Genomic DNA, 19,508 nt, shown 5'->3' on the forward strand with positions numbered 1-19,508 from the left:
CTAGCAATTCTATATTTATTAATTCAAATGACTTTAGATAATACAAATAATACAGTTACTGAACAATCTACAGAAAAATTAAATTGGTGGTCGATCGCGCGGTTTTTACGACAGGATTTTTTACCTGTACTAACAGATTTACGTTTAGCGATCGCACTCTTACTGATTATTGCTCTATTTAGTATTACTGGTACAGTCATTGAACAAGGTCAATCACTGGCTTTTTACCAGGCTAATTATCCAGAACACCCAGCTTTATTTGGTTTCCTATCTTGGAAAGTTATTTTAACTTTGGGGCTAGACCATGTTTATCGTACCTGGTGGTTTTTAGCTTTACTGATATTTTTTGGTACTAGTTTGACTGCTTGTACTTTTACTCGTCAGTTACCTGCTTTAAAAGCTTCCCGTCGTTGGAAATTTTATGATCAACCCCGACAATTTAATAAGTTAGCATTGAGTGCAGAACTAGATAATAGTTCTGTTGATTCCCTCATCCAAATATTAAAGAACCACAGCTATAAAGTTTTTCAAGAAACAGATAAAGCTAATATTCTTTATGCCCGTAAAGGAATAATCGGACGCATCGGTCCAATCATTGTACATATCGGTATAGTCGTGATTCTTTTGGGGTCAATTTGGGGGGCGATGACTGGGTTTATGGCCCAGGAAATGGTTGCTAGTGGTAATACATTCCAAGTCAAAAATATTATTGATGCAGGGCCTTGGGCCGCAACACGCATACCTAAAGATTGGTCTGTACGTGTTAATCGTTTTTGGATTGATTATACTCCTAGTGGCAGTATTGACCAGTTTTACTCAGATTTATCTGTTTTAAATAACCAAAACCAAGAAGTTGATCACAAGAAAATTTTTGTGAATCAACCTCTGCGTTATCGGGGTGTGACTTTTTACCAAACAGACTGGGGAATTGCTGCTGTGCGAGTGCGGGTGAACCAAAGTCCAATTTTTCAAATACCAATGGCGTTATTAAATAGCAATGGTAATGGCCGGATTTGGGGAACCTGGATTCCCACAAAACCAGATTTAAGTGAGGGTGTTTCTCTACTAGCCAAAGATTTACAAGGAACAGTGTTAATTTATGACGCCGCAGGCCAATTATTCAACACTTTGCGGACAGGTATGTCCACCCAAATCAATGGCGTGAAACTGACAGTTTTGGATGTGGTTGGTAGTACTGGTTTACAAATTAAAGCCGATCCAGGAATTCCGATGGTTTATACTGGGTTTGCCTTATTGATGTTGGGTGTGGTGATGAGTTATTTTTCCCACTCCCAAATTTGGGCATTGCAGATAGATGGACGTCTGTATGTGGGTGGCAAAACTAATCGCGCCCAGGTAGCCTTTGAACAGGAAATGTTGGGAATATTAGATTCCCTAAGTCAAGAACAAACAAATGAGGAGAAGGCGATCGCATCACCAACTTAGTACAACATTTCATTAATTCCTAACGAATTCTCACTAAGAAAAACTCTGCGTCCCTTAGCGCTAACTTTGCGTGTCTCTGCGTTAAATAAAACTGAGGTAGGTTTATAGTAAGCACGCTTTTTGCTTACTATAAACTATGATTTCACATGATGAACTTCAATCACTGTATGCACGTTACCGCGCGGGGCAAAATCAGCTTTAACAGTGATTTCTAAAGGATCACAAGCAGCGACAAAATCATCCAAAATTTGGTTAGCAGATTCTTCGTGAGAAATGTAGCGATCGCGGTAATTGTTAATATAAAGCTTGAGTGCCTTTAATTCTACTACCTGTTGATCGGGTATATAGGTAATATGAATGGTGGCAAAATCTGGATAGCCAGAAAAGGGGCATTTACATGTGAATTCCGGTAATGTGATATCTATGTTATAGCGTCGTCCTACACGCGGATTAGGAAAGGTAATGAGTTTTCCTTCTGCGATTTCGCGTTCGCCATACTTAATTTCCTGACTTGACTGTGACACACTTTCTGATAAAGAATTACTCATAATAAAAATTTATAATTAGTAATTAATTAGTCAATAGTCAATTTTCAGTGGACTGTTGACTGTCGACTTCATAACTCATGATTCTTCCGACTCCCAGTCTGGGCAATTCTCACCATCCCATCCGTAGGGATGCATACCACAGACTAACAAATTACCACCATAAGCTTGACCGTGATAGTGACAACAACCAATGCAAGCAGGATTTTTTTCTGCTGAAGGTTCCACTGGGTAAGGAAAAGCAGGATCTAAATCATCACCTACTATATCTTCCAATTCCCAATACATCTCTAAAAATGGTTCAGTCAATTCCTGAAAATACTGATCCATTTCTACAGCAATTGTATTGTGCAATTGCTCAGTAACTTCTTCCGTAACTTCAAAAAAAGTGTCTACCATGTCACTCATCCCCAGGAAGAAGCGTTCTACTTCATCGCTTACTGTTTGTATCATTTCCCAAAAATCCTTTTGCCAATTTTCCATAAAACTAACGCCCTTAGTGGCTAGATTCAAAAATATAAGTTCTGAGGGATTGCGAGGGGTCAGATCATCCCTGACTTTTTAAAAAGTTGGGGAGATCAAAGCCCATAAAAATTAATGTAGTCGAGTACTAGTCTAATTTAGACATCCTTAAGGCAATTTCCTGAAGAGTAGTATCTTACAGAAACTAAATATTCATCGACGTTAAATACTATCTAACTGCCAGCAATGAACAACACCCTGAGGAACAGGTTTTAACTAAATTCTACGCCATATAGTAATGGGTTGATATCAGCAAGACAAAGCTAACATCAACCCAGCATAAATTTATTATTACTTATCACGTTGCAAACGCTTTAATTCGTTTTCTAATTCCAGAACTTGCTGACGTAATTGATCTACATTATCGCTATTCCCAGTTTGGGCATCTTTTGCCGTTGGCTGATCGTCTTCTTCGATAATTTCGATACGGCGCGGTTCAGAAGGAGTAGTCGACTCTGCTGTTGTAGCAGTTGCTGATTGCTGCTGGGCTTGCTTCATCATATCTTCAACGAAGCGACGCGCCTCTTCTGTGGTCATTTCACCCCGTGCCACCATTTCGTCTGCCAGCTTTTGGATTTGCGATCGCACATCTGATAGTGTTCCGCCTGCTCTTTCGCCTGCGTAAGAAGCTAACCCAACACCAAGGTAAAAAGCTTTTTTAACAATATCTCCAAAACCAGCCATTACAGCCTTTACGCTCCTAGAAATAGGGCGACCCGGAGACTACGCCTACCGTAAGCATCCCGTGTTGCTGCTACCTTCCGGTCCTGACAAGATTTGGGCGTTACAGTCGCATAGATCCAGGTCTACAAATTAGCATAGCATTAAATATTGCATGTGTGTGTTATTCGACCACAATTTTCCATTCATATAGCTTGTAGTTAACACAATTGTTGCTCACTAACGGGTCATTGGCGACAATTGCCTGGGCTTCGGCCATTGATGCAGCTTCAAACACCATCATGCCGCCTCCCATCTTTGCCCAGTAGCCAGTTTTAGCATTGTGTCCTTTAGCAATCAATTCTTTTACGTAAGCTTTGTGAGCGGGTATATATTGGTCAAAGACCGATTTATCAACTTTACCTTCCTCTATCTTGACGAAAATGGGCATGTACTTGTTACTTTCCATTACAAAAACTAGGGGGAGAACTGTTATTGTTTACAGTCAAATCAAAGCAGCAGTTTTTAATCAGTTTGCCCTTAAACATCAAAGCAAACGTCAAAGTAAAAGTGTTGGAGATTTAAGAGCGGCGACAGCGATTCAGCACAATCTCATCCTTGTTTCTGCCGATAGCGATTTTGTTCAAATTCAGCAACCACAACCTTTTCTAGTAAAATTTTAGCTATCAGTTAATACGCTTGGTTTTAAGGATAAACAACCTGTGGATATTATCGTTCTATCATAGATTTTCCACCAAAACATAAAGACGCCAAGAATTACTCAGCGTCTTTGCATAAAATAAATTTTGCTGTTTTATCTTATACCATCTCAGAGGATGTTTGCACTACTGCTTGAGGTTGGGGTTGGAACATAAATAAGGAGTAGACAACATCTCGACGAATATTGGTCATCATATCCAAGAACAGTTCGTAACCCTCGGTCTTGTATTCAATTAATGGATCTTTTTGACCATAACCCCGTAATCCTACGGACTCACGTAAAGCATCCATTTGTTGCAGATGTTCCCGCCAAAGGGTATCTATTCGCTGCAAGATAAAGAAGCGTTCAGCTTGGCGCATCAATCCGGGTTGAATTTGGTCTATTTGCGCTTCCTTCATGTCGTAGGCGATTCGTACCTGTTCGTGCATGAAGGCTTTAATCTCACTCATTGACATATCTATTAGTTGAGATGATTGTAAGTCTGCTAATAGATAAACAAATTCTTTGACTTTTTCAACTAACTTGTCTAGTTCCCACTCTTCTGAAGGCAAATCTGGATTGATATAGTAGTTAACGATGTCGTCCATCGTTTTTTCAGCGTACTCAATCACTTGTTCTTTGAGGTCTTGTCCTTCTAGAACCCGTCGCCGTTCAGCGTAAATAGCACGGCGTTGGTTGTTCATCACCTCGTCGTATTCAAATACCTGCTTACGGATATCGTAGTAGTAGGTTTCGACTTTTTTCTGAGCGCCTTCTAAGCTACGAGTCAGCATCCCGGATTCAATAGGCATATCTTCTTCTACGCGGAAGGCTTCCATTAATTTCGCGACGCGATCGCCACCAAAGATCCGCATCAAGTTATCTTCTAAACTGAGGAAAAATCTGGTGGAACCAGGGTCGCCTTGGCGTCCGGCGCGTCCTCGTAATTGGTTGTCAATCCGCCGCGACTCATGACGTTCTGTACCAATTACGTGTAAGCCTCCCAGATCTACTACTTCTTGGTGTTCGCGATTGGTGAACACTTCATACTCTTGCTTAATGCGGTTGTAAGCTTCCCGCAATTTCTGAATTACAGGGTCGTCAATCGGGGCTTTTTCGGCGGCGACAGCGACTTTTTCTTCTGCTTCCAATTCTGGCAGACTGCGATCGCCATAGGCTTTGACTGCCATTTCTACTGCTTGCTTGAGCAGCTGTTCTGTTTCTTTGGAAAGTTGAGTTGGGAAAACCTGGGGCGAAGCTTTCCAAGTTTTGACTTTTTTGCCAGGGACAAAGCCTTGACCACTACCGGAAGCAGGAGGCAAACCAGCTGCCCTGTGAACGCTAAACATATCTTCATCTTCTGGCTTGACGATCCGGGGCATGAAGTATTCCCGCATCTTCAAACGAGCCATATATTCAGCGTTACCACCCAAGATAATATCCGTACCTCTACCAGCCATGTTCGTAGCGATAGTCACAGCACCTTTGCGTCCTGCTTGAGCGACAATCTCCGCTTCCCGCTCCACGTTTTCTGGTCGGGCGTTGAGCAATTCATGGGGAATGCTCATTTGTTTCAACAACTGGCTGAGATACTCAGATTTTTCTACACTTGTAGTTCCTACCAATACGGGTCTACCAAGTTGGTGCATTTCGGCACATTCTTTGGCGATCGCCCGCCACTTGCCGGCCTCATTCTTAAACACCATGTCGGATAAGTCTTCCCGTCTTCTAACCCGGTTGGTAGGAATAACGGTTACTTCCAGTTTGTAGATTTTTTCAAATTCGGCTTCTTCCGTTTTTGCCGTTCCTGTCATCCCACCCAATTTGGGATAGAGCAAAAACAGGTTTTGATAAGTAATAGTCGCCAAAGTTTGGGTTTCTGGTTGAATTTCTACGTGTTCTTTGGCTTCAATTGCTTGGTGCAGTCCATCACTCCAACGCCGTCCCGGTAGCACCCGTCCGGTAAATTCATCAACGATGACTACTTCTCCGTTGCGGACAATATAGTTAACGTCCTTCAGGAACAGTTCTTTGGCTTTAATTGCGTTGAAAACAAAGTGCGCCCAAGGATCTTCAGGGTCAAATAAATCTTTTACTTCCAACAGCTGTTCTGCTTCAGCAAAGCCTTCATCAGTTAACAGGACGTTACGGGCTTTTTCATCTACCTCATAATGCTCATCTTTTTGCAAGGCGGCGGCGATCCGGGCTGCTTCTATATATTTTTCTGTGGGGCGTTCGACTTGCCCAGAAATAATTAATGGCGTCCGCGCTTCGTCAATTAAAATTGAATCTACCTCGTCAATCACGCAGTAGTTGAATGGGCGCTGCACTACATCAGTGATTGATGTTGCCATGTTGTCGCGCAGGTAGTCAAATCCTACCTCACTGTTGGTGACATAGGTAATATCACAGTCATAATTTTTTTTGCGTTCTTGGGGGGTCATACTAGCCTGAATCAGACCTACACTCAAACCCAAGAAGCGATGTACCTGTCCCATCCATTCCGCGTCCCGACGAGCTAGGTAATCGTTGACTGTAACTACATGTACACCTTTGCCTGTGAGAGCATTTAAATAGCTAGGTAAAGTTGCCACTAGGGTTTTACCTTCACCAGTTTTCATTTCGGCAATTTGCCCTGTGTGCAAAATTACACCACCCAACAACTGGACATCAAAGTGCCGTAACCCTAAGACTCGCCGTCCGGCTTCCCTGACTACAGCGAAAGCTTCGCTGAGAATATCATCAAGAGTTTCACCTTGAGCCAGACGCTGCTTAAACTCTGCTGTTTTGCCTTTAAGTTCTTCATCAGAAAGGGCTTTGATATCTTCCTCTAAGAGGTTAATTTCAGTAATGTAAGGTTGGTATTTTTTAAGCTTACGAGCGTTGGGGTCGCCCAACAAAGTTTTTAGCATGGCAGATTATTTAACAAAATCAACGGGGATGGGAATTTTAAGTTTGGGTTATTGATTATATGTATTTGACCCAACTGAGTTTTATCAATTATCAGTTGTCAATTACCAGTCATCAGTTTTGTTTTTTGAATGAAAGTCCCCAACCAATTAGTGGTAATTAGTTGTTGGTTGCGGGTAAAATTCCCCACCATAGGCTTGATAACTGATAACTGTTCACTGTTCACTGAATTTAATACTCTAGAAATGGGTTAGCAATGGGAATTTCCAACAAAAACAGTAACAAGACAAACCAATCTAGTTACTAAATGATGGCTTTAAATTAGAAGTTTATATTTGAAACTTTATTAATAGTATCATTTCGCTTCCAGATAAGGCAGTGAAGCCCGACCATGCTCAAGTAGCGATCGCCGTTCTTTGTGGGGTATGAGGGGTGTGAGAAGTAGAAGAATGAAATATTTATTTTACTCCTCATACTTCCCTCACTCCTCATACTTCCCTCACTTAATTAGAATTCTCCCACTCCGGAGTCAGACGACGGAAATTATACTCATTGGCACTAGGATGACAGGAGACACAGCTATTGATCTCCACAGGACGTGGTAATTTAACTTGGGGGTGTAAAGCTTTGAAAAAACGAGAGTTGTTGACCCGATAAGGTATTTGTTCGTCTTCTAGGATCGGACGGGAAAAAGTGGAAAGATATCTCCAAACCAAAATGCGTGGTGGATCGACAAGAGGCCGAATTTGGCCGCCGTAATGTTGCGAGTCTTGCAGAATATTTTTCCAAGTTTGGGTGGGTAAAACTTGTGGTGGTAGGGCAATATGACAACTAGAGCAATTTTCTAAGTAAAGTTCTTGTCCAAGTTGGTACTGAGCAGGTACTACATCTACAGTACCTATTTCAGAGGTAGGAGTAGTGCCTTGGGCATTTGTAGCGAAGGAAATAAGCCAACCCATAGCCAAACTCCAAGTCAGGACTATTAACAGTAAACCTAAAGATTTTCCCTTGAGTTGGCGGTGCTTGCGATACTTATTTAAATTAGTCATTCCTCACACTCATTAAATTTTAGATTTTGAAGAAGTATAGATAATAGGTGTTTTTCCCATCACCCATGACCTATTACTTAATCCCTAGTTCCCAATGCTTCATTTTGTTGCTACTACAATCATTCTGCGGCTATCAAGTGCAAATGGCTCACCATCGTGTCCGTAAACCTCAACCTGACGAAAACCTGCTTGATATAACCAGTCGCGGAGTTCTGTAAAGGTAAAATGGCGAACAAAGAAATTGAAGCGACGCATCTGTCCATTACGGATGATAATTCGTTCGTTATATGTGCGACCAGTAGAGATATCGTAGCGGTTAGTATCAATCATGTAATTGCCTTCACGTTCAGTAACAAAGGCAGGATGAAAGTTTTTTAAAATACGGTACAAGTTTTGAATATCAATTAATAGTTTACCGCCTGTTTTCAAGGCACAATCAGCTTGGAGGAGTACTTGGCGGTTTTGTTCATCCTCAAAATAACCGAAGGCAGTGAACCAGTTGATAACAAAATTGAAACGTTCTGTCCAAGGAATAGAACGCATATCGCCTTGAATGTATTCTACCTCTACACCAGCAGCTACTGCATCTTGACGAGCTTTGTCTAAAAATAAAGCTGTAGCATCAAGTCCTGTCACGTTGCAGCCGTGTTTAGCAAGTTGATTGGCAATTCTTCCATGTCCACAAGCTAAATCTAATACAGTCATTCCTGCTTCTAGACTCAGCAAACGCCAAATTAATTCAACATTTCGCTCAGTACGCTCCAATGTTATTAAAGGTTTGTAGAAGTAAAGATAATCTTCATTGAACAAACTTTCAAAATCAAATTTGCTTGTACTCATAAGCATTGTACTTAAGATGCTTTCACGGAGTGTAACGCACAACAATGCTTAGGTGGAAGACAAGCTTCGAGTTTGAAGTAAACTTCAAGATTAATTTAAGGAATTGGTATGGCCCGCAATAATCTTTCCATCACAGTTTTAGCACTGCGTCCACCTGCAGGGATGAGACGATGACAAAGAACATGAGGAGCGAGAAATTTCACGTCATCGGGAATAGCATAATCACGTCCCAATAAAAAAGCCAGTGCTTGAGTAGCTCGATGTAATGCTACCGTACCACGGGGACTTACCCCCAAGGTAATTTCCTCATCGCATCGCGTCGCCCGCACTAAGTCAAGGATATACTGTTGCAAGGAAATATCTACCTTGATTTGAGCTACGATTTGCCGCAATTGTTGGACTTCTGCCAAGCTAATACAAGGTTGTAAATCGGCAACATTCACTCCCTTATCCAGGCGTTGCAGCATTTGTAGTTCTTCTGCTTCGCAAGGATAACCCAAACTCAAGGACAGCATAAACCTGTCCATCTGTGCTTCTGGCAGAGGAAAAGTACCTTGGTATTCGATGGGGTTTTGAGTAGCAATCACAAAAAATGGTGTGGGAACAGCACGGGAGACACCATCGGCTGTTACCTGCTGTTCTTCCATAACTTCTAGTAAAGCCGATTGAGTGCGGGGTGTAGCGCGGTTAATTTCATCAGTTAACAAGACATTGGCAAATACTGGGCCGGGGAGAAAGTGAAATTCGCCGCTTTTAGGATTCCAGATATTAGTGCCTGTGATGTCGGTTGGTAGTAAATCAGGGGTGCATTGTAGTCTTTGAAACTTGCCATCAATTGAACGGGCGAGTGCTTTTGCTAAGAGAGTTTTACCGACTCCCGGAACATCTTCGAGCAAAGCATGACCACCAGCGAGTAAAGCAACTAGAACTAAGCGTATTGCCTCATTTTTGCCAACAATAGTGTAAGCCAAATTTTGTGTGAGGGCGTCAATTTTGTCTCTCATAAGAATTGGGAATTAGGGATTGGGTAGCGGGAGACAGGGGAGATGGGGGGATGGGGGGATGGGGAGTGTAAGGAGGTGGGGAGTGTGTAGACACGCAAGTGGCTTCCCGTAGGGTGGAGTGTGAGGAGTGTGTAGACGCGTAGCGGCTTAAGGTAAGGGTGGAGTGTGAGGAGTGTGGGGAGAATAATATAGTAACTAATTCCCTTTGTCCCCCTTGTCCCCCTTGTCCCCCTTGTCCTCCTTGTCCTCCTTGTCCCCCTTGTCCTCCTTGTCCCCTTTCCTTCACTAGTGTTCCCTTAGCGAGACAAAATTAACAATTAACACTTAAAAAAAGCTCTAGCGGCATTACAGTCTAGTTGAATTTGTGTTTTGAGTGCTTCTAGATTAGGAAATTTTTGCTCTGGTCGTAAAAACTTTTCAAGATGCACCGCCAGCTTTTTACCATATAAATCACCAAACCAATCAAACAGATGTACTTCTACCGAAAGATGAATACCATTAACTGTGGGGCGATTACCTATATTCATGACACCCAAATAGCCATTTCCTGTAATATCTAATATTTCACTCACAGTAAAAACACGGACTGCATAAACACCGTGGTGAGGCAGAAACTTGTCTTTGGGTAATTCCAGGTTAGCGGTGGGAAATCCAATAGTTCTGCCAACTTGTTGACCTTTAATCACAGTACCGATGAGGGTGTAAGGTCGTCCCAACAATTGGTTTGCTCGTTCAATGTCGCCACTAGTAAGAATTTCGCGGATAAGTGAACTGCTAATGCGGGTCTGTTGGTACACCTGGATATTATTTTCTTGAGATTCTGCACAAGTTTCTAGAGAGGCGATAGTAACAGGAATGTTGTATTTAGCACCAATAAGTTGTAAGTCACGAGCAGTACCACTACGTTTAGAGCCAAAACGAAAATCTTGCCCGACGCTAATTTGTACTGCTTGTAATTGTTGAACGAGAATTTTTTCTACAAATTCTTCTGGAGTCAAAGCACATAGTTCTTTATCGAAAGGTAATAGTACCAGTTGTTGTACTCCAAGCGATCGCAACTGATGGACTTTTTCATCCAATGGTGTGAGCAAACTCCTGGGTTTACCTGTAAAAAACTCTTGGGGATGAGGATCGAAGGTGACGACGGTCGAAAAGATGGAATCGTTGTGGGGTTTTTGTGATAGGGAGATGGGGTGATGGAGTGGTGGGGTGAGTTTCTCCCCATCTCCCAATCTCCCCATCTCCTCATCATCTTTCTCCCCATCTTTCCTAAACGGTGGCAGAATTGGTTGGATCACTCGTTGATGACCACGATGTACACCGTCAAACTTGCCAAGCGCGACAGCAGTTGGCGTGAGAGCCAATTCAGGTGAAGATGTTACCCACACAGAATACCCATTTTGAGACAAATTTGGCACGTCGATTTTGGGATCTTAGTTTTGTTCAACTTGTTTGCTAACTCTTAGGGAATTGCCTTTGTGGGCGTTTCTAGCCTGTGGTAGGCGCTTTCAAGACATCTAGTGCTATCAGCTTTTGCCTTGTTACTAACTCATACCACAGATACCCAAAGGGCGCTTACCTGTAGAATAAGCTCTTGATCACCAATCTAATCTAAAATCTAGAATTACTTCCTTAGCAATATCTACATAGAAAACTTACTAATAGGAAAAGATTCTGATAAAGGAACTGAAACAGGAACCTGAAGCACCATTCCTTCCCGTGCCATAACTGCACCAGAAAATTTCCGACATGCTTCTTCCCCTACCCGATCTAAAAATTCATCATTATGAGCAGGATCGTGGTGAAAAATTACTAGTGTCTTAACATTGGCGGCTTTAGCTACCTTCACAGCTTCTTGCCATGTAGAATGTCCCCAACCAATTTTAGGATTGGTCGGTGAATGATATTCTTCATCAGTATATGTGGAATCGTAGATCAGGATATCGGCGTCACGGGCTAGCCACAGGACATTTTCATCCAGCCTATCTGCAAAATGTTCGGTATCCGTAATGTAAACAGCAGCACCACCACGCCAATTGACTCGGTATCCAACTGCTTCACCTGGATGATTAAGTGGAGCCGTTTCTACGGTAATATCATCAATACCTATAGCTTGTCCTGGTATAACATCGTAGAAATCTAAGTTTGCCTGCATTATTTGCAAGGGAACAGGAAAATTTGGATGCAGCATCTGGTCATTGAGACGCTGTTCTACGGTTGAACCATCAGGAGCGATCGCTCCATAAATATGAAATGTATTTCCCCTCACAAAGCCCGGTGTAAAAAAGGGAAAACCTTGCATGTGATCCCAATGGGAGTGAGTGAAAAATATGTGAGCTTCTATAGGCATTTTGGGCAACAAAGATTGCCCTAGCACATGCAGTCCCGTGCCACCATCAAAAATTAAGCGTTTGCCATCCACTTGCATTTCAACGCAAGGGGTATTACCTCCGTAATGGACTGTGTTTGATCCCGGACAGGGGATACTGCCACGAACGCCCCAAAAATGCACGGTAAATTGGTTCTCTATCCTTGACATGGGTGTTGCTTGCTGGACTGAGCGGGCGATCATCCGATTTTAGATTTTGGATTTTGGATTGGTTCCACAGATTAATCTGAGGGCTTGTACCATCAAATCATCATCGGATTTTAGATTTTGGATTGGCTCCACAGATTAATCTGGGGGCTTGTACCATTAAGGAATTATCGGTCAATCAAAAAATGTTACTTATTGTGTTAAGTTTATGCCGTTTCACTTCTTTTGATAGATAGTAAATTTATCAGTAAAACAGCATACCTTGACCCAGGTTGATTTTACTCAAGATGAATCAGGGAAACTCTAAGGTAAATTTCAAGTTTTTGGAGTTTTTATAAGGGTTATCTGCAAGTACGCTCCTACTTTATAGCCTATATTTAATCGTGATGCATTTAACCATCACCTTACAGTTACTTATACTCCTAAAACTTACTTTAGTTTAAAGTTCCACTGAGATAATTGATGCAACCCTGTGCCGTAGGTCAGGTTGTATTTTAATGGCGTCACACTAATGTAGTTATCACGGATGACGTGTACGTCCATAGGTATATCTTGAGGCAAATTCAAACCTACTGGTGGTTCTATATCTTCTAAAATCTCTCCCGTTAACCAGTAGTAAGTCTTACCACGCGGATCAATTCTTTTATCAAAAACATCAACATAGCGTCGCACTCCTTGGCGAGTGATGGCAACTCCGGAGATTTCTTCCCACGTCACAGCAGGAATGTTAACGTTAAGCAACATCAAATCTACCAAAGGTTTTGCTGCCAGATATTCTACTAAGATTTTGGCAAATTTCGCTGCGGGTTGAAAATCTTTAGAAGAGAAACTAGTAAGACTAAGTGCTACACTGGGAATACCTTCAATTAAGCCCTCCATTGCTGCGGAAACAGTACCAGAATAAAGAATTTCTGTTCCCAAATTCGCACCTTGATTAATACCAGAAATAACCAAATCGGGAGGAGAATCAAGTAAAGCCCATAGTGCTAATTTTACACAGTCAGAGGGAGTACCATCACAAGCCCAAGCTTTGACGGCAGGATGAAAAATAGACTCGACAATTTCAGCGCGAATTGGTTGATGTAATGTCAGCCCATGTCCAGTGGCCGAACGTTCTCGATCTGGACAAACTACAGTTACTTCATGTCCTGCTTTTACCAATGTATTAGCAAGGGTACGAATACCCAAGGCATAAATACCGTCATCGTTACTAATTAGTAATTTCATTTTTTGATTTAGTGCATGTGTCATTTGTCATTCCTTAGTCATTAGTCAATAGTCTTTGGTCAATTGTCAATGTCACAAGTCACAAAATATGAAAAAAGGGATTAGGGATCGGGTACCGGGGATCGGGAATTGGGGAGATAAGGAGGACAAACCAGACAAGGGAGACAAGGGAGACAAGGGGGACAAGGAAGAATTTCTCCTTTGTCTCCCCACCCCACCACCCCATTGCCCCTAATCCCCAACGCCTCTTTCTTTATGCCGGGGGACCCTTACTTTACAGAAGCCGAGTAAAGCGCGTCTACGGCAATCGCTCATGGGGGACTCACCGGTCCCCACACTCCCCGTTCCCTAATATCGCTTCTAAACTGGTAGTAACAGGTTGCGTTGCAACCGTTGCCTTTGATGCACAATTGACTTATTAATTAATTTGATTAATCTTTTGTCTTTTGTCCTTTGTCATTAGTCCAAAGTTAATGACCAATGACCAAAGAAAGGATGAAAAAAGAAAAAGGATGCAAAAATAAGGATGAAGTATAAAGTATAAAAAATTTTCATCCTTCATACTTCACACTTCATACTTTAGATGACCTATGACTATTGACTATTAACTAATGACAAGTAATTTAGAGACTCAACTTTTGGCACTGCAAGAGGAAGGAGAAAAAGCGATCGCAGCTGCGACAACCTTGGAAACTCTTGAAGAATTAAGAGTCAAGTACCTTGGCAAAAAAGGTAGTTTATCAGTGCTTCTGGGCGGTATGGGCAAACTCCCAGCCCCAGAAAGACCAAAAATTGGAGCGATCGCCAATACAGTTAAAGAAGCGCTGCAAACAAGCCTTGACCAGCAACGTGCCACTCTTGAAGCAGCTAAAATTCAAGCACAGCTAGAGGCAGAAACTCTAGATGTCACTATGCCGGGAATTTACCGCCCCCAAGGTCGAGTCCATCCGATCAACGGCATGATTGACCGGGCGCTGGATATTTTTGTTGGTATGGGTTACACAGTGGCTTCTGGCCCAGAAATGGAAACAGACTACTACAATTTCGAGCCCTAAATACCCCGCCTGATCACCCCGCCCGCGATATGCAGGATACTTTCTACTTGCCAGATGGTAACTTGCTACGGACTCATACCTCATCGGTACAAATTCGTTACATGGAAGCCGAGGAACCCCCTATACGTATTGTTGCGCCAGGAAGGGTTTATCGGAGGGATAACGTGGATGCTACTCACGCGGCGGTTTTTCATCAGATTGAACTTTTAGCAATTGATGAGGGACTGACTTTTACCGACCTCAAGGGTACGATCAAGATATTTTTGCAACAAATGTTTGGTGAGTTGCCAATTCGCTTTCGTGCCAGTTATTTCCCATTTACAGAACCGTCTGCGGAAGTTGACTTACAGTGGAATGGACGCTGGTTAGAAGTGATGGGCTGCGGCATGGTCGATCCAAATGTGTTAAAAGCGGTAGGATACGATCCAGAAGTATATACTGGCTTTGCCGCCGGTTTTGGTGTGGAACGCTTTGCGATGGTGTTGCATCAACTAGATGATATTCGCCGTGTGTATACTAGCGATTTGCGCTTTTTGCAGCAGTTTTAAAAATGGTCATTAGTCAATAGTCATTGGTCATTTGTCATTTGTTTAAGTAATGACCAATGACTATTGACAATTATCACAATGACCACAACGCCAATTTTCACCTTTTTGATGAAAACCAAAGGCATTTAACAAAAACTGCCAACGACACTGCTTGGTAGTCAGATATTTATTCATCTCCTTGGCGGCGTGCAATTGACTTACAGGCTGACTTTTCGTACCTGACACAATGGTGGTGTAGTGAAAAGGGTCAAGCCAGTTGAGTTGACCAGTACTGTGTAGAAGAGAAAGAGCAATAGCAGCATCAGGATGTTGTCGTGTGACTGCGTTTATTTCCCCTGTTTTTGGTAATTTTTTGATTAATTGCTGTGCTTGTTGCTGTTGCGATCGCATTTTATTCTCAAAAAATTTCTGTCTTTGCTTGTCCTGTGGATCTAACCACCCTGTAGGTTCACTTACCAAAGTTAACGTTTCTGCTGTTTTACCATCTCGTCCGGCGCGTCCAATTTCTTGTACATACTCCGATAACAACAAAGGTGCGTGAAAATGAACCACCCAACGCACATCTGATTTGTTTATCCCCATACCAAAAGCAGAAGTACAAACAACAAATGGCATTTTCCCTTCTATCCAAGCAGTTTCAATCAGGCGTCGTTCTTCTGCACTCAATCCTGCGTGATAACTGGCTGTCACATAACCCATCTGTTGCAGCCATGCAGCTAAATTTTCGCTATCTTGCCTGCTGCGAACGTAAACTAATCCCGTTGTTTGTTGTTTTTCTCTGATAAATTTTAATAATTGTTGCTTTCTGCCTCTTGGAGTCCAAACTAATCGGACTCTTGGGTTAAGATTAGGACGATAAGGGTCTAAAAGAAAAACTGCTGGTTGGTTTAGTTGTAAAGTTTCTTGGATTATTTTTTGGGCTAGAGGACCGGCGGTGGCAGTGAAAGCGGCTAGCGTTATTTTTGTTCCTGTTGGTTTTGATTTTAACAATGCTGGCCGCACTGCCCCAATTCTTCGATAGGCGGGTCTAAAAGTGTCTCCCCATTGCACTAAACAATGCGCCTCATCTAAAATCAAGCCATTAATTATAAGTTGTGGCTGGCATAATATTTGCCATACAGGGGGGCTAAATAAAGTTTCTGGCGATAAATATAATAATCTCAACTTTTGTTCTTCTAAAGCTTGTAAAATTTTTCGTCGCTGCCAAGAGGGTAATTCGCTATGTAAAAGTGCAGCGCTTAAATTACGATGGCGTAGTTCTTGGACTTGATTTTCCATCAGCGCTACTAAAGGCGAAACCACTAAAGTTAATCCTGTTTGTAACAATGCCGGTAACTGAAAGCAAATAGATTTTCCGCCACCAGTAGGCATGATAATTAGTGCATCATTTTTTGCCAATAAACTACGGATGATTTCTCCCTGTGGCGATCGAAAATCTTTGTAACCCCAAATTTTTTGAAATGCAACCAAAACGTCATTCCAGGATATTATTGCAGAGTTATTCATGGGCAGTAGCGGATGGAATTTAATTTTTTGAATATATCCTCTACTGAAAGATTCCTGGCTCAGTAATTTTATGTAGTCGCGGAATTAAAATAGTTTTGCACATATAGCAAGCAGTCTTAATTTGATATCAGGTTCAGCTAATTGCTGAGGCTCTAATCTCAAGTTTGGCTAATCACTTTATATTTCAATACCCTTGGTGTTGGAACCAAAAACCTTAAACTGAGCAGTAGTCTGTCTCATTAGTTCTGAGAGGTTGCGAGGGGCCAGATCCCCGACTTTTTTAAAAAATCGGGGTCTCATAGCCAATCAAAATTAATAGGACTAACCAGCAGGTTGGATTGAGGAACGTAGACGCGTCCTGCGCGGTGAGTCAGCCCCCGTCTTGACTTCCTACCGAGATGGGAGACTGGCGTAGACGCCGCCCGTAAGGGCGGCTTCAAGGTAGAGTACCCGGAGGGCTTAAGGCAGGTAAACTAACCTGAGTTCGGGATTGTTGCGTTTCACTTCGTAGTACCCTACGGGAAGCAAGCTACAACCAAACCTACGGATTATCCTTAACTAAACCGTATTGAGTCTAAGGCTTCTTGCTGTTCAAGCTAAGCAGTTACTTCCTCTTGCTTGGGTTGATTTTGCAACCAAGCGTATAGTCTATTCAAGGCGTTAACATACGCCTGTGCCGATGCCACAATAATATCTGTATTTGCCGCATGACCAGAGAAGACTCTATCTTCATGTCGGAGACGAATTGTTACTTCCCCGATAGCATCTATTCCAGCTGTGACTGACTGCACAGAAAACTCAATTAATTGGTTAGGTACATTGATCACACGATTAATAGCTTTGTATACTGCGTCTACAGGGCCTGTACCAATCGCAGCATCGATTAATTCATCACCTTCTGGGTTACGTAGGGTGACTGTGGCGGTGGGTTTGGCGTTACTACCACAGGAAACTTGCACCAACTCTAACTTAAACAGATCAGGAGCTTGTTGGATTTCATCATTAACTATAGCTTCTAAATCCCAATCTGTAATTTCTTTCTTTTTGTCTGCTACTTCTTTGAATCTGATGAATGCTTTGTTTAATTCTGTTTCTGTTGGTTCATAACCCAATTCTCGTAAACGTGTGCGGAAAGCATTTCTACCAGAATGCTTGCCCAACACAATTTGATTTTCTGTCAAACCAATTAATTGGGCATCCATAATTTCATAGGTGAGCTTGTTTTTCAAGACACCATCTTGGTGAATACCTGATTCGTGAGCAAAGGCATTTGCACCAACAATTGCTTTGTTTGGTTGCACCAGCATTCCTGTTAAATTAGAAACCATGCGTGAGGTTCTATAAATCTGCTTGGTGTCGATATTTGTGAGTGGTTCTTCAGATTCTGCTGGGCGTCCCAAGAAAGGATTAAAATATTGCCGCCGCACATGTAATGCCATAACTAATTCTTCTAGGGCTGCATTTCCGGCTCTTTCCCCAATGCCATTCATGGTACATTCTAACTGTCTAGCACCATTTTTGACTGCTTCTAAAAAGTTAGCAACGGCTAAACCTAAATCATTATGTCCGTGAACAGAAATAATTGCTTGGTCAATATTAGGAACGTTTTCTTTAATTCCTTTAATTAATGCTCCAAATTCTGTTGGAGTTGTGTAACCAACAGTATCAGGAATATTAACTGTTGTCGCCCCAGCTGCGATCGCTTTTTCTAAAACTTCATAGAGAAATTCTGGATCAGAACGTCCCGCATCTTCAGGAGAAAATTCTATATCATCAGTAAAACTTTTCGCATAAGCAACCATTTCTTCTGCGATCACTAACACCTCTTGTCTACTTTTTCTCAGTTTGTATTTGAGGTGAATATCAGAAGTAGCTATAAAAGTATGAATTCTCTTTTTTGCAGCTGGTGCTATAGCTTGGGCAGCAGCTTTAATATCCTCTTGTCTTGCTCTTGCTAAACTACAAATTACAGGCCCATTTTCTGTCCCTACTATTTGAGCAATTTTATTTACTGCTTCAAAATCTCCAGGACTTGCAAAGGCAAAACCAGCTTCAATTACATCCACACCCAAACGTGATAGTTGCTTAGCAATAGCAAGCTTTTCATCAATGTTTAAAGTTGCACCTGGACATTGTTCGCCATCTCTAAGGGTGGTGTCAAAGATAATAATTTTTTCTGGTTGAGTTTTCATTGGCTGTTTGTTGTTTATTGTTTACTTGTGGTTTAAAATACCTTAAAACTTAATTTTTTGCTTTTATAATTTGTAAATAAAATATCGAACTTATAACGCGTCTACTTTTTCTATTTGGTCACGAATATCATTTAAATCTATATATCTATCCGTAGCATTGCGTAATTCTCTAGCAATCATTCCTTCGGTTGATACTACTGTAATATGAGTATTTTTGGAACGTAATAATTCTATTGCTCTTTCAAAATCCCCATCTCCACTAAATAAAACAACTCGATCATATTGATCTACTGTATTAAACATATCTACTACAATTTCTATATCTAAATTCGCTTTTTGTGAATAACGACCAGAAGAATCATCATAATATTCTTTTAGAACTTTAGTTCTAACTGTATATCCCAAACTTATTAAAGCATCTCTAAAACCTCGCTGATCTTGTTGATCTTTTAAGCCAGTGTACCAGAATGCATTTATTAAGGTTGTGTCTGGCTGTTCATGTCTAAAGTATTCTAAGACTCGTCGCGGATCAAAAAACCAGCCATTTTTTTGTTGAGCATAGAACATATTATTTCCGTCTACAAAAATAGACAGACGATTCATAGAGGAACCCATAGTAAAGTTACACCTAAAATAATAGATAAAGAAGAATTTAGATTGAACAATAGATTATAGCAATTATAAAATGAAAAATTTGCTATTATCTATAAATTATAATGTCATATATAAGTTATATTTAACCCCTCTTAAAGTATAAAATAGCCAGAA

Annotated in this window: 17 protein-coding genes, 1 other RNA gene and 1 pseudogene; 3 read left to right on the top strand and 16 right to left on the bottom strand. The window is 41.5% G+C overall.

Features of this window, described 5'->3' with window-relative positions:
• Positions 1 to 27: 27 nt before the first annotated feature.
• The gene (locus RS893_RS01090; RefSeq protein ID WP_315789416.1) at positions 28 to 1,446 is read left to right on the top strand and encodes a cytochrome c biogenesis protein; all 1,419 of its coding nucleotides are present in this window, start codon (positions 28 to 30) and stop codon (positions 1,444 to 1,446) included.
• A gap of 134 nt (positions 1,447 to 1,580) precedes the next feature.
• Here RS893_RS01090 and queF read toward each other — a convergent pair whose 3' ends face one another.
• From queF to RS893_RS01115, 5 genes are all read right to left on the bottom strand, one after another.
• Entirely contained in the window at positions 1,581 to 1,994 is a 414-nt protein-coding gene (queF, locus tag RS893_RS01095; RefSeq protein WP_315789417.1) for a preQ(1) synthase, read from the bottom strand.
• A gap of 75 nt (positions 1,995 to 2,069) precedes the next feature.
• Complete coding sequence (locus RS893_RS01100) at positions 2,070 to 2,474, bottom strand: hypothetical protein (protein ID WP_315789418.1); 405 nt, start codon at positions 2,472 to 2,474, stop codon at positions 2,070 to 2,072.
• 330 nt (positions 2,475 to 2,804) lie between these two features.
• Complete coding sequence (locus RS893_RS01105; RefSeq protein WP_315789419.1) at positions 2,805 to 3,197, bottom strand: phasin family protein; 393 nt, start codon at positions 3,195 to 3,197, stop codon at positions 2,805 to 2,807.
• A gap of 26 nt (positions 3,198 to 3,223) precedes the next feature.
• Positions 3,224 to 3,320: signal recognition particle sRNA small type (gene ffs / locus RS893_RS01110), an RNA gene on the bottom strand.
• Positions 3,321 to 3,357: 37 nt separating this feature from the next.
• Complete coding sequence (locus RS893_RS01115; protein WP_315789420.1) at positions 3,358 to 3,624, bottom strand: YciI family protein; 267 nt, start codon at positions 3,622 to 3,624, stop codon at positions 3,358 to 3,360.
• Between RS893_RS01115 and RS893_RS01120 the strand changes: the two genes are divergently transcribed.
• On the top strand, positions 3,623 to 3,856 hold the full coding sequence (locus RS893_RS01120) for a hypothetical protein (protein ID WP_315789421.1): 234 nt from the start codon (positions 3,623 to 3,625) through the stop codon (positions 3,854 to 3,856). The genes RS893_RS01115 and RS893_RS01120 overlap by 2 nt on opposite strands.
• A 136-nt stretch (positions 3,857 to 3,992) precedes the next feature.
• Here RS893_RS01120 and secA read toward each other — a convergent pair whose 3' ends face one another.
• From secA to surE, 8 genes are all read right to left on the bottom strand, one after another.
• Positions 3,993 to 6,785, bottom strand: a complete 2,793-nt coding sequence (gene secA / locus RS893_RS01125; RefSeq protein WP_315789422.1) for a preprotein translocase subunit SecA — start codon at positions 6,783 to 6,785, stop codon at positions 3,993 to 3,995.
• Positions 6,786 to 7,286: 501 nt separating this feature from the next.
• Entirely contained in the window at positions 7,287 to 7,832 is a 546-nt protein-coding gene (locus RS893_RS01130) for a cytochrome C (protein WP_315789423.1), read from the bottom strand.
• A 99-nt stretch (positions 7,833 to 7,931) separates the two neighbouring features.
• Positions 7,932 to 8,672: a class I SAM-dependent methyltransferase gene (locus RS893_RS01135; protein WP_315789424.1), complete on the bottom strand. Its 741-nt coding sequence runs from the start codon at positions 8,670 to 8,672 to the stop codon at positions 7,932 to 7,934.
• 95 nt (positions 8,673 to 8,767) lie between these two features.
• Positions 8,768 to 9,676: a MoxR family ATPase gene (locus RS893_RS01140; protein ID WP_315789425.1), complete on the bottom strand. Its 909-nt coding sequence runs from the start codon at positions 9,674 to 9,676 to the stop codon at positions 8,768 to 8,770.
• Positions 9,660 to 9,962: a hypothetical protein gene (locus RS893_RS01145; protein ID WP_315789426.1), complete on the bottom strand. Its 303-nt coding sequence runs from the start codon at positions 9,960 to 9,962 to the stop codon at positions 9,660 to 9,662. The genes RS893_RS01140 and RS893_RS01145 overlap by 17 nt, the downstream gene beginning before the upstream one ends.
• A 31-nt stretch (positions 9,963 to 9,993) precedes the next feature.
• Positions 9,994 to 11,094 carry a bifunctional riboflavin kinase/FAD synthetase gene (locus tag RS893_RS01150; protein ID WP_315789427.1) on the bottom strand — a complete coding sequence of 367 codons (1,101 nt, stop codon included), beginning with the start codon at positions 11,092 to 11,094 and terminating at the stop codon, positions 9,994 to 9,996.
• Between the two features lie 224 nt (positions 11,095 to 11,318).
• Positions 11,319 to 12,215: an MBL fold metallo-hydrolase gene (locus RS893_RS01155; RefSeq protein WP_315791826.1), complete on the bottom strand. Its 897-nt coding sequence runs from the start codon at positions 12,213 to 12,215 to the stop codon at positions 11,319 to 11,321.
• Positions 12,216 to 12,641: 426 nt separating this feature from the next.
• Positions 12,642 to 13,439, bottom strand: coding sequence for a 5'/3'-nucleotidase SurE (gene surE / locus RS893_RS01160; protein WP_315791827.1), 798 nt, complete (start codon positions 13,437 to 13,439; stop codon positions 12,642 to 12,644).
• Between the two features lie 611 nt (positions 13,440 to 14,050).
• Between surE and pheS the strand changes: the two are divergent.
• Positions 14,051 to 15,042: pseudogene (gene pheS, locus RS893_RS01165) on the top strand (phenylalanine--tRNA ligase subunit alpha).
• A gap of 60 nt (positions 15,043 to 15,102) precedes the next feature.
• On the opposite strand, the gene RS893_RS01170 reads toward pheS, so the two are convergent.
• The 3 genes from RS893_RS01170 to RS893_RS01180 form a co-directional block, all read right to left on the bottom strand.
• Positions 15,103 to 16,548: an ATP-dependent DNA helicase RecQ gene (locus tag RS893_RS01170; protein WP_315789428.1), complete on the bottom strand. Its 1,446-nt coding sequence runs from the start codon at positions 16,546 to 16,548 to the stop codon at positions 15,103 to 15,105.
• 596 nt (positions 16,549 to 17,144) lie between these two features.
• A complete protein-coding gene (locus RS893_RS01175; RefSeq protein WP_315789429.1) occupies positions 17,145 to 18,740 on the bottom strand; it encodes a 2-isopropylmalate synthase in 1,596 nt (531 codons plus the stop codon).
• A gap of 90 nt (positions 18,741 to 18,830) precedes the next feature.
• Entirely contained in the window at positions 18,831 to 19,355 is a 525-nt protein-coding gene (locus RS893_RS01180) for an NYN domain-containing protein (protein WP_009454098.1), read from the bottom strand.
• Positions 19,356 to 19,508: the final 153 nt, after the last annotated feature.

It is taken from the genome of Fischerella sp. JS2, assembly GCF_032393985.1.
In the GTDB taxonomy this organism is placed as follows: Bacteria; Cyanobacteriota; Cyanobacteriia; order Cyanobacteriales; family Nostocaceae; genus Fischerella.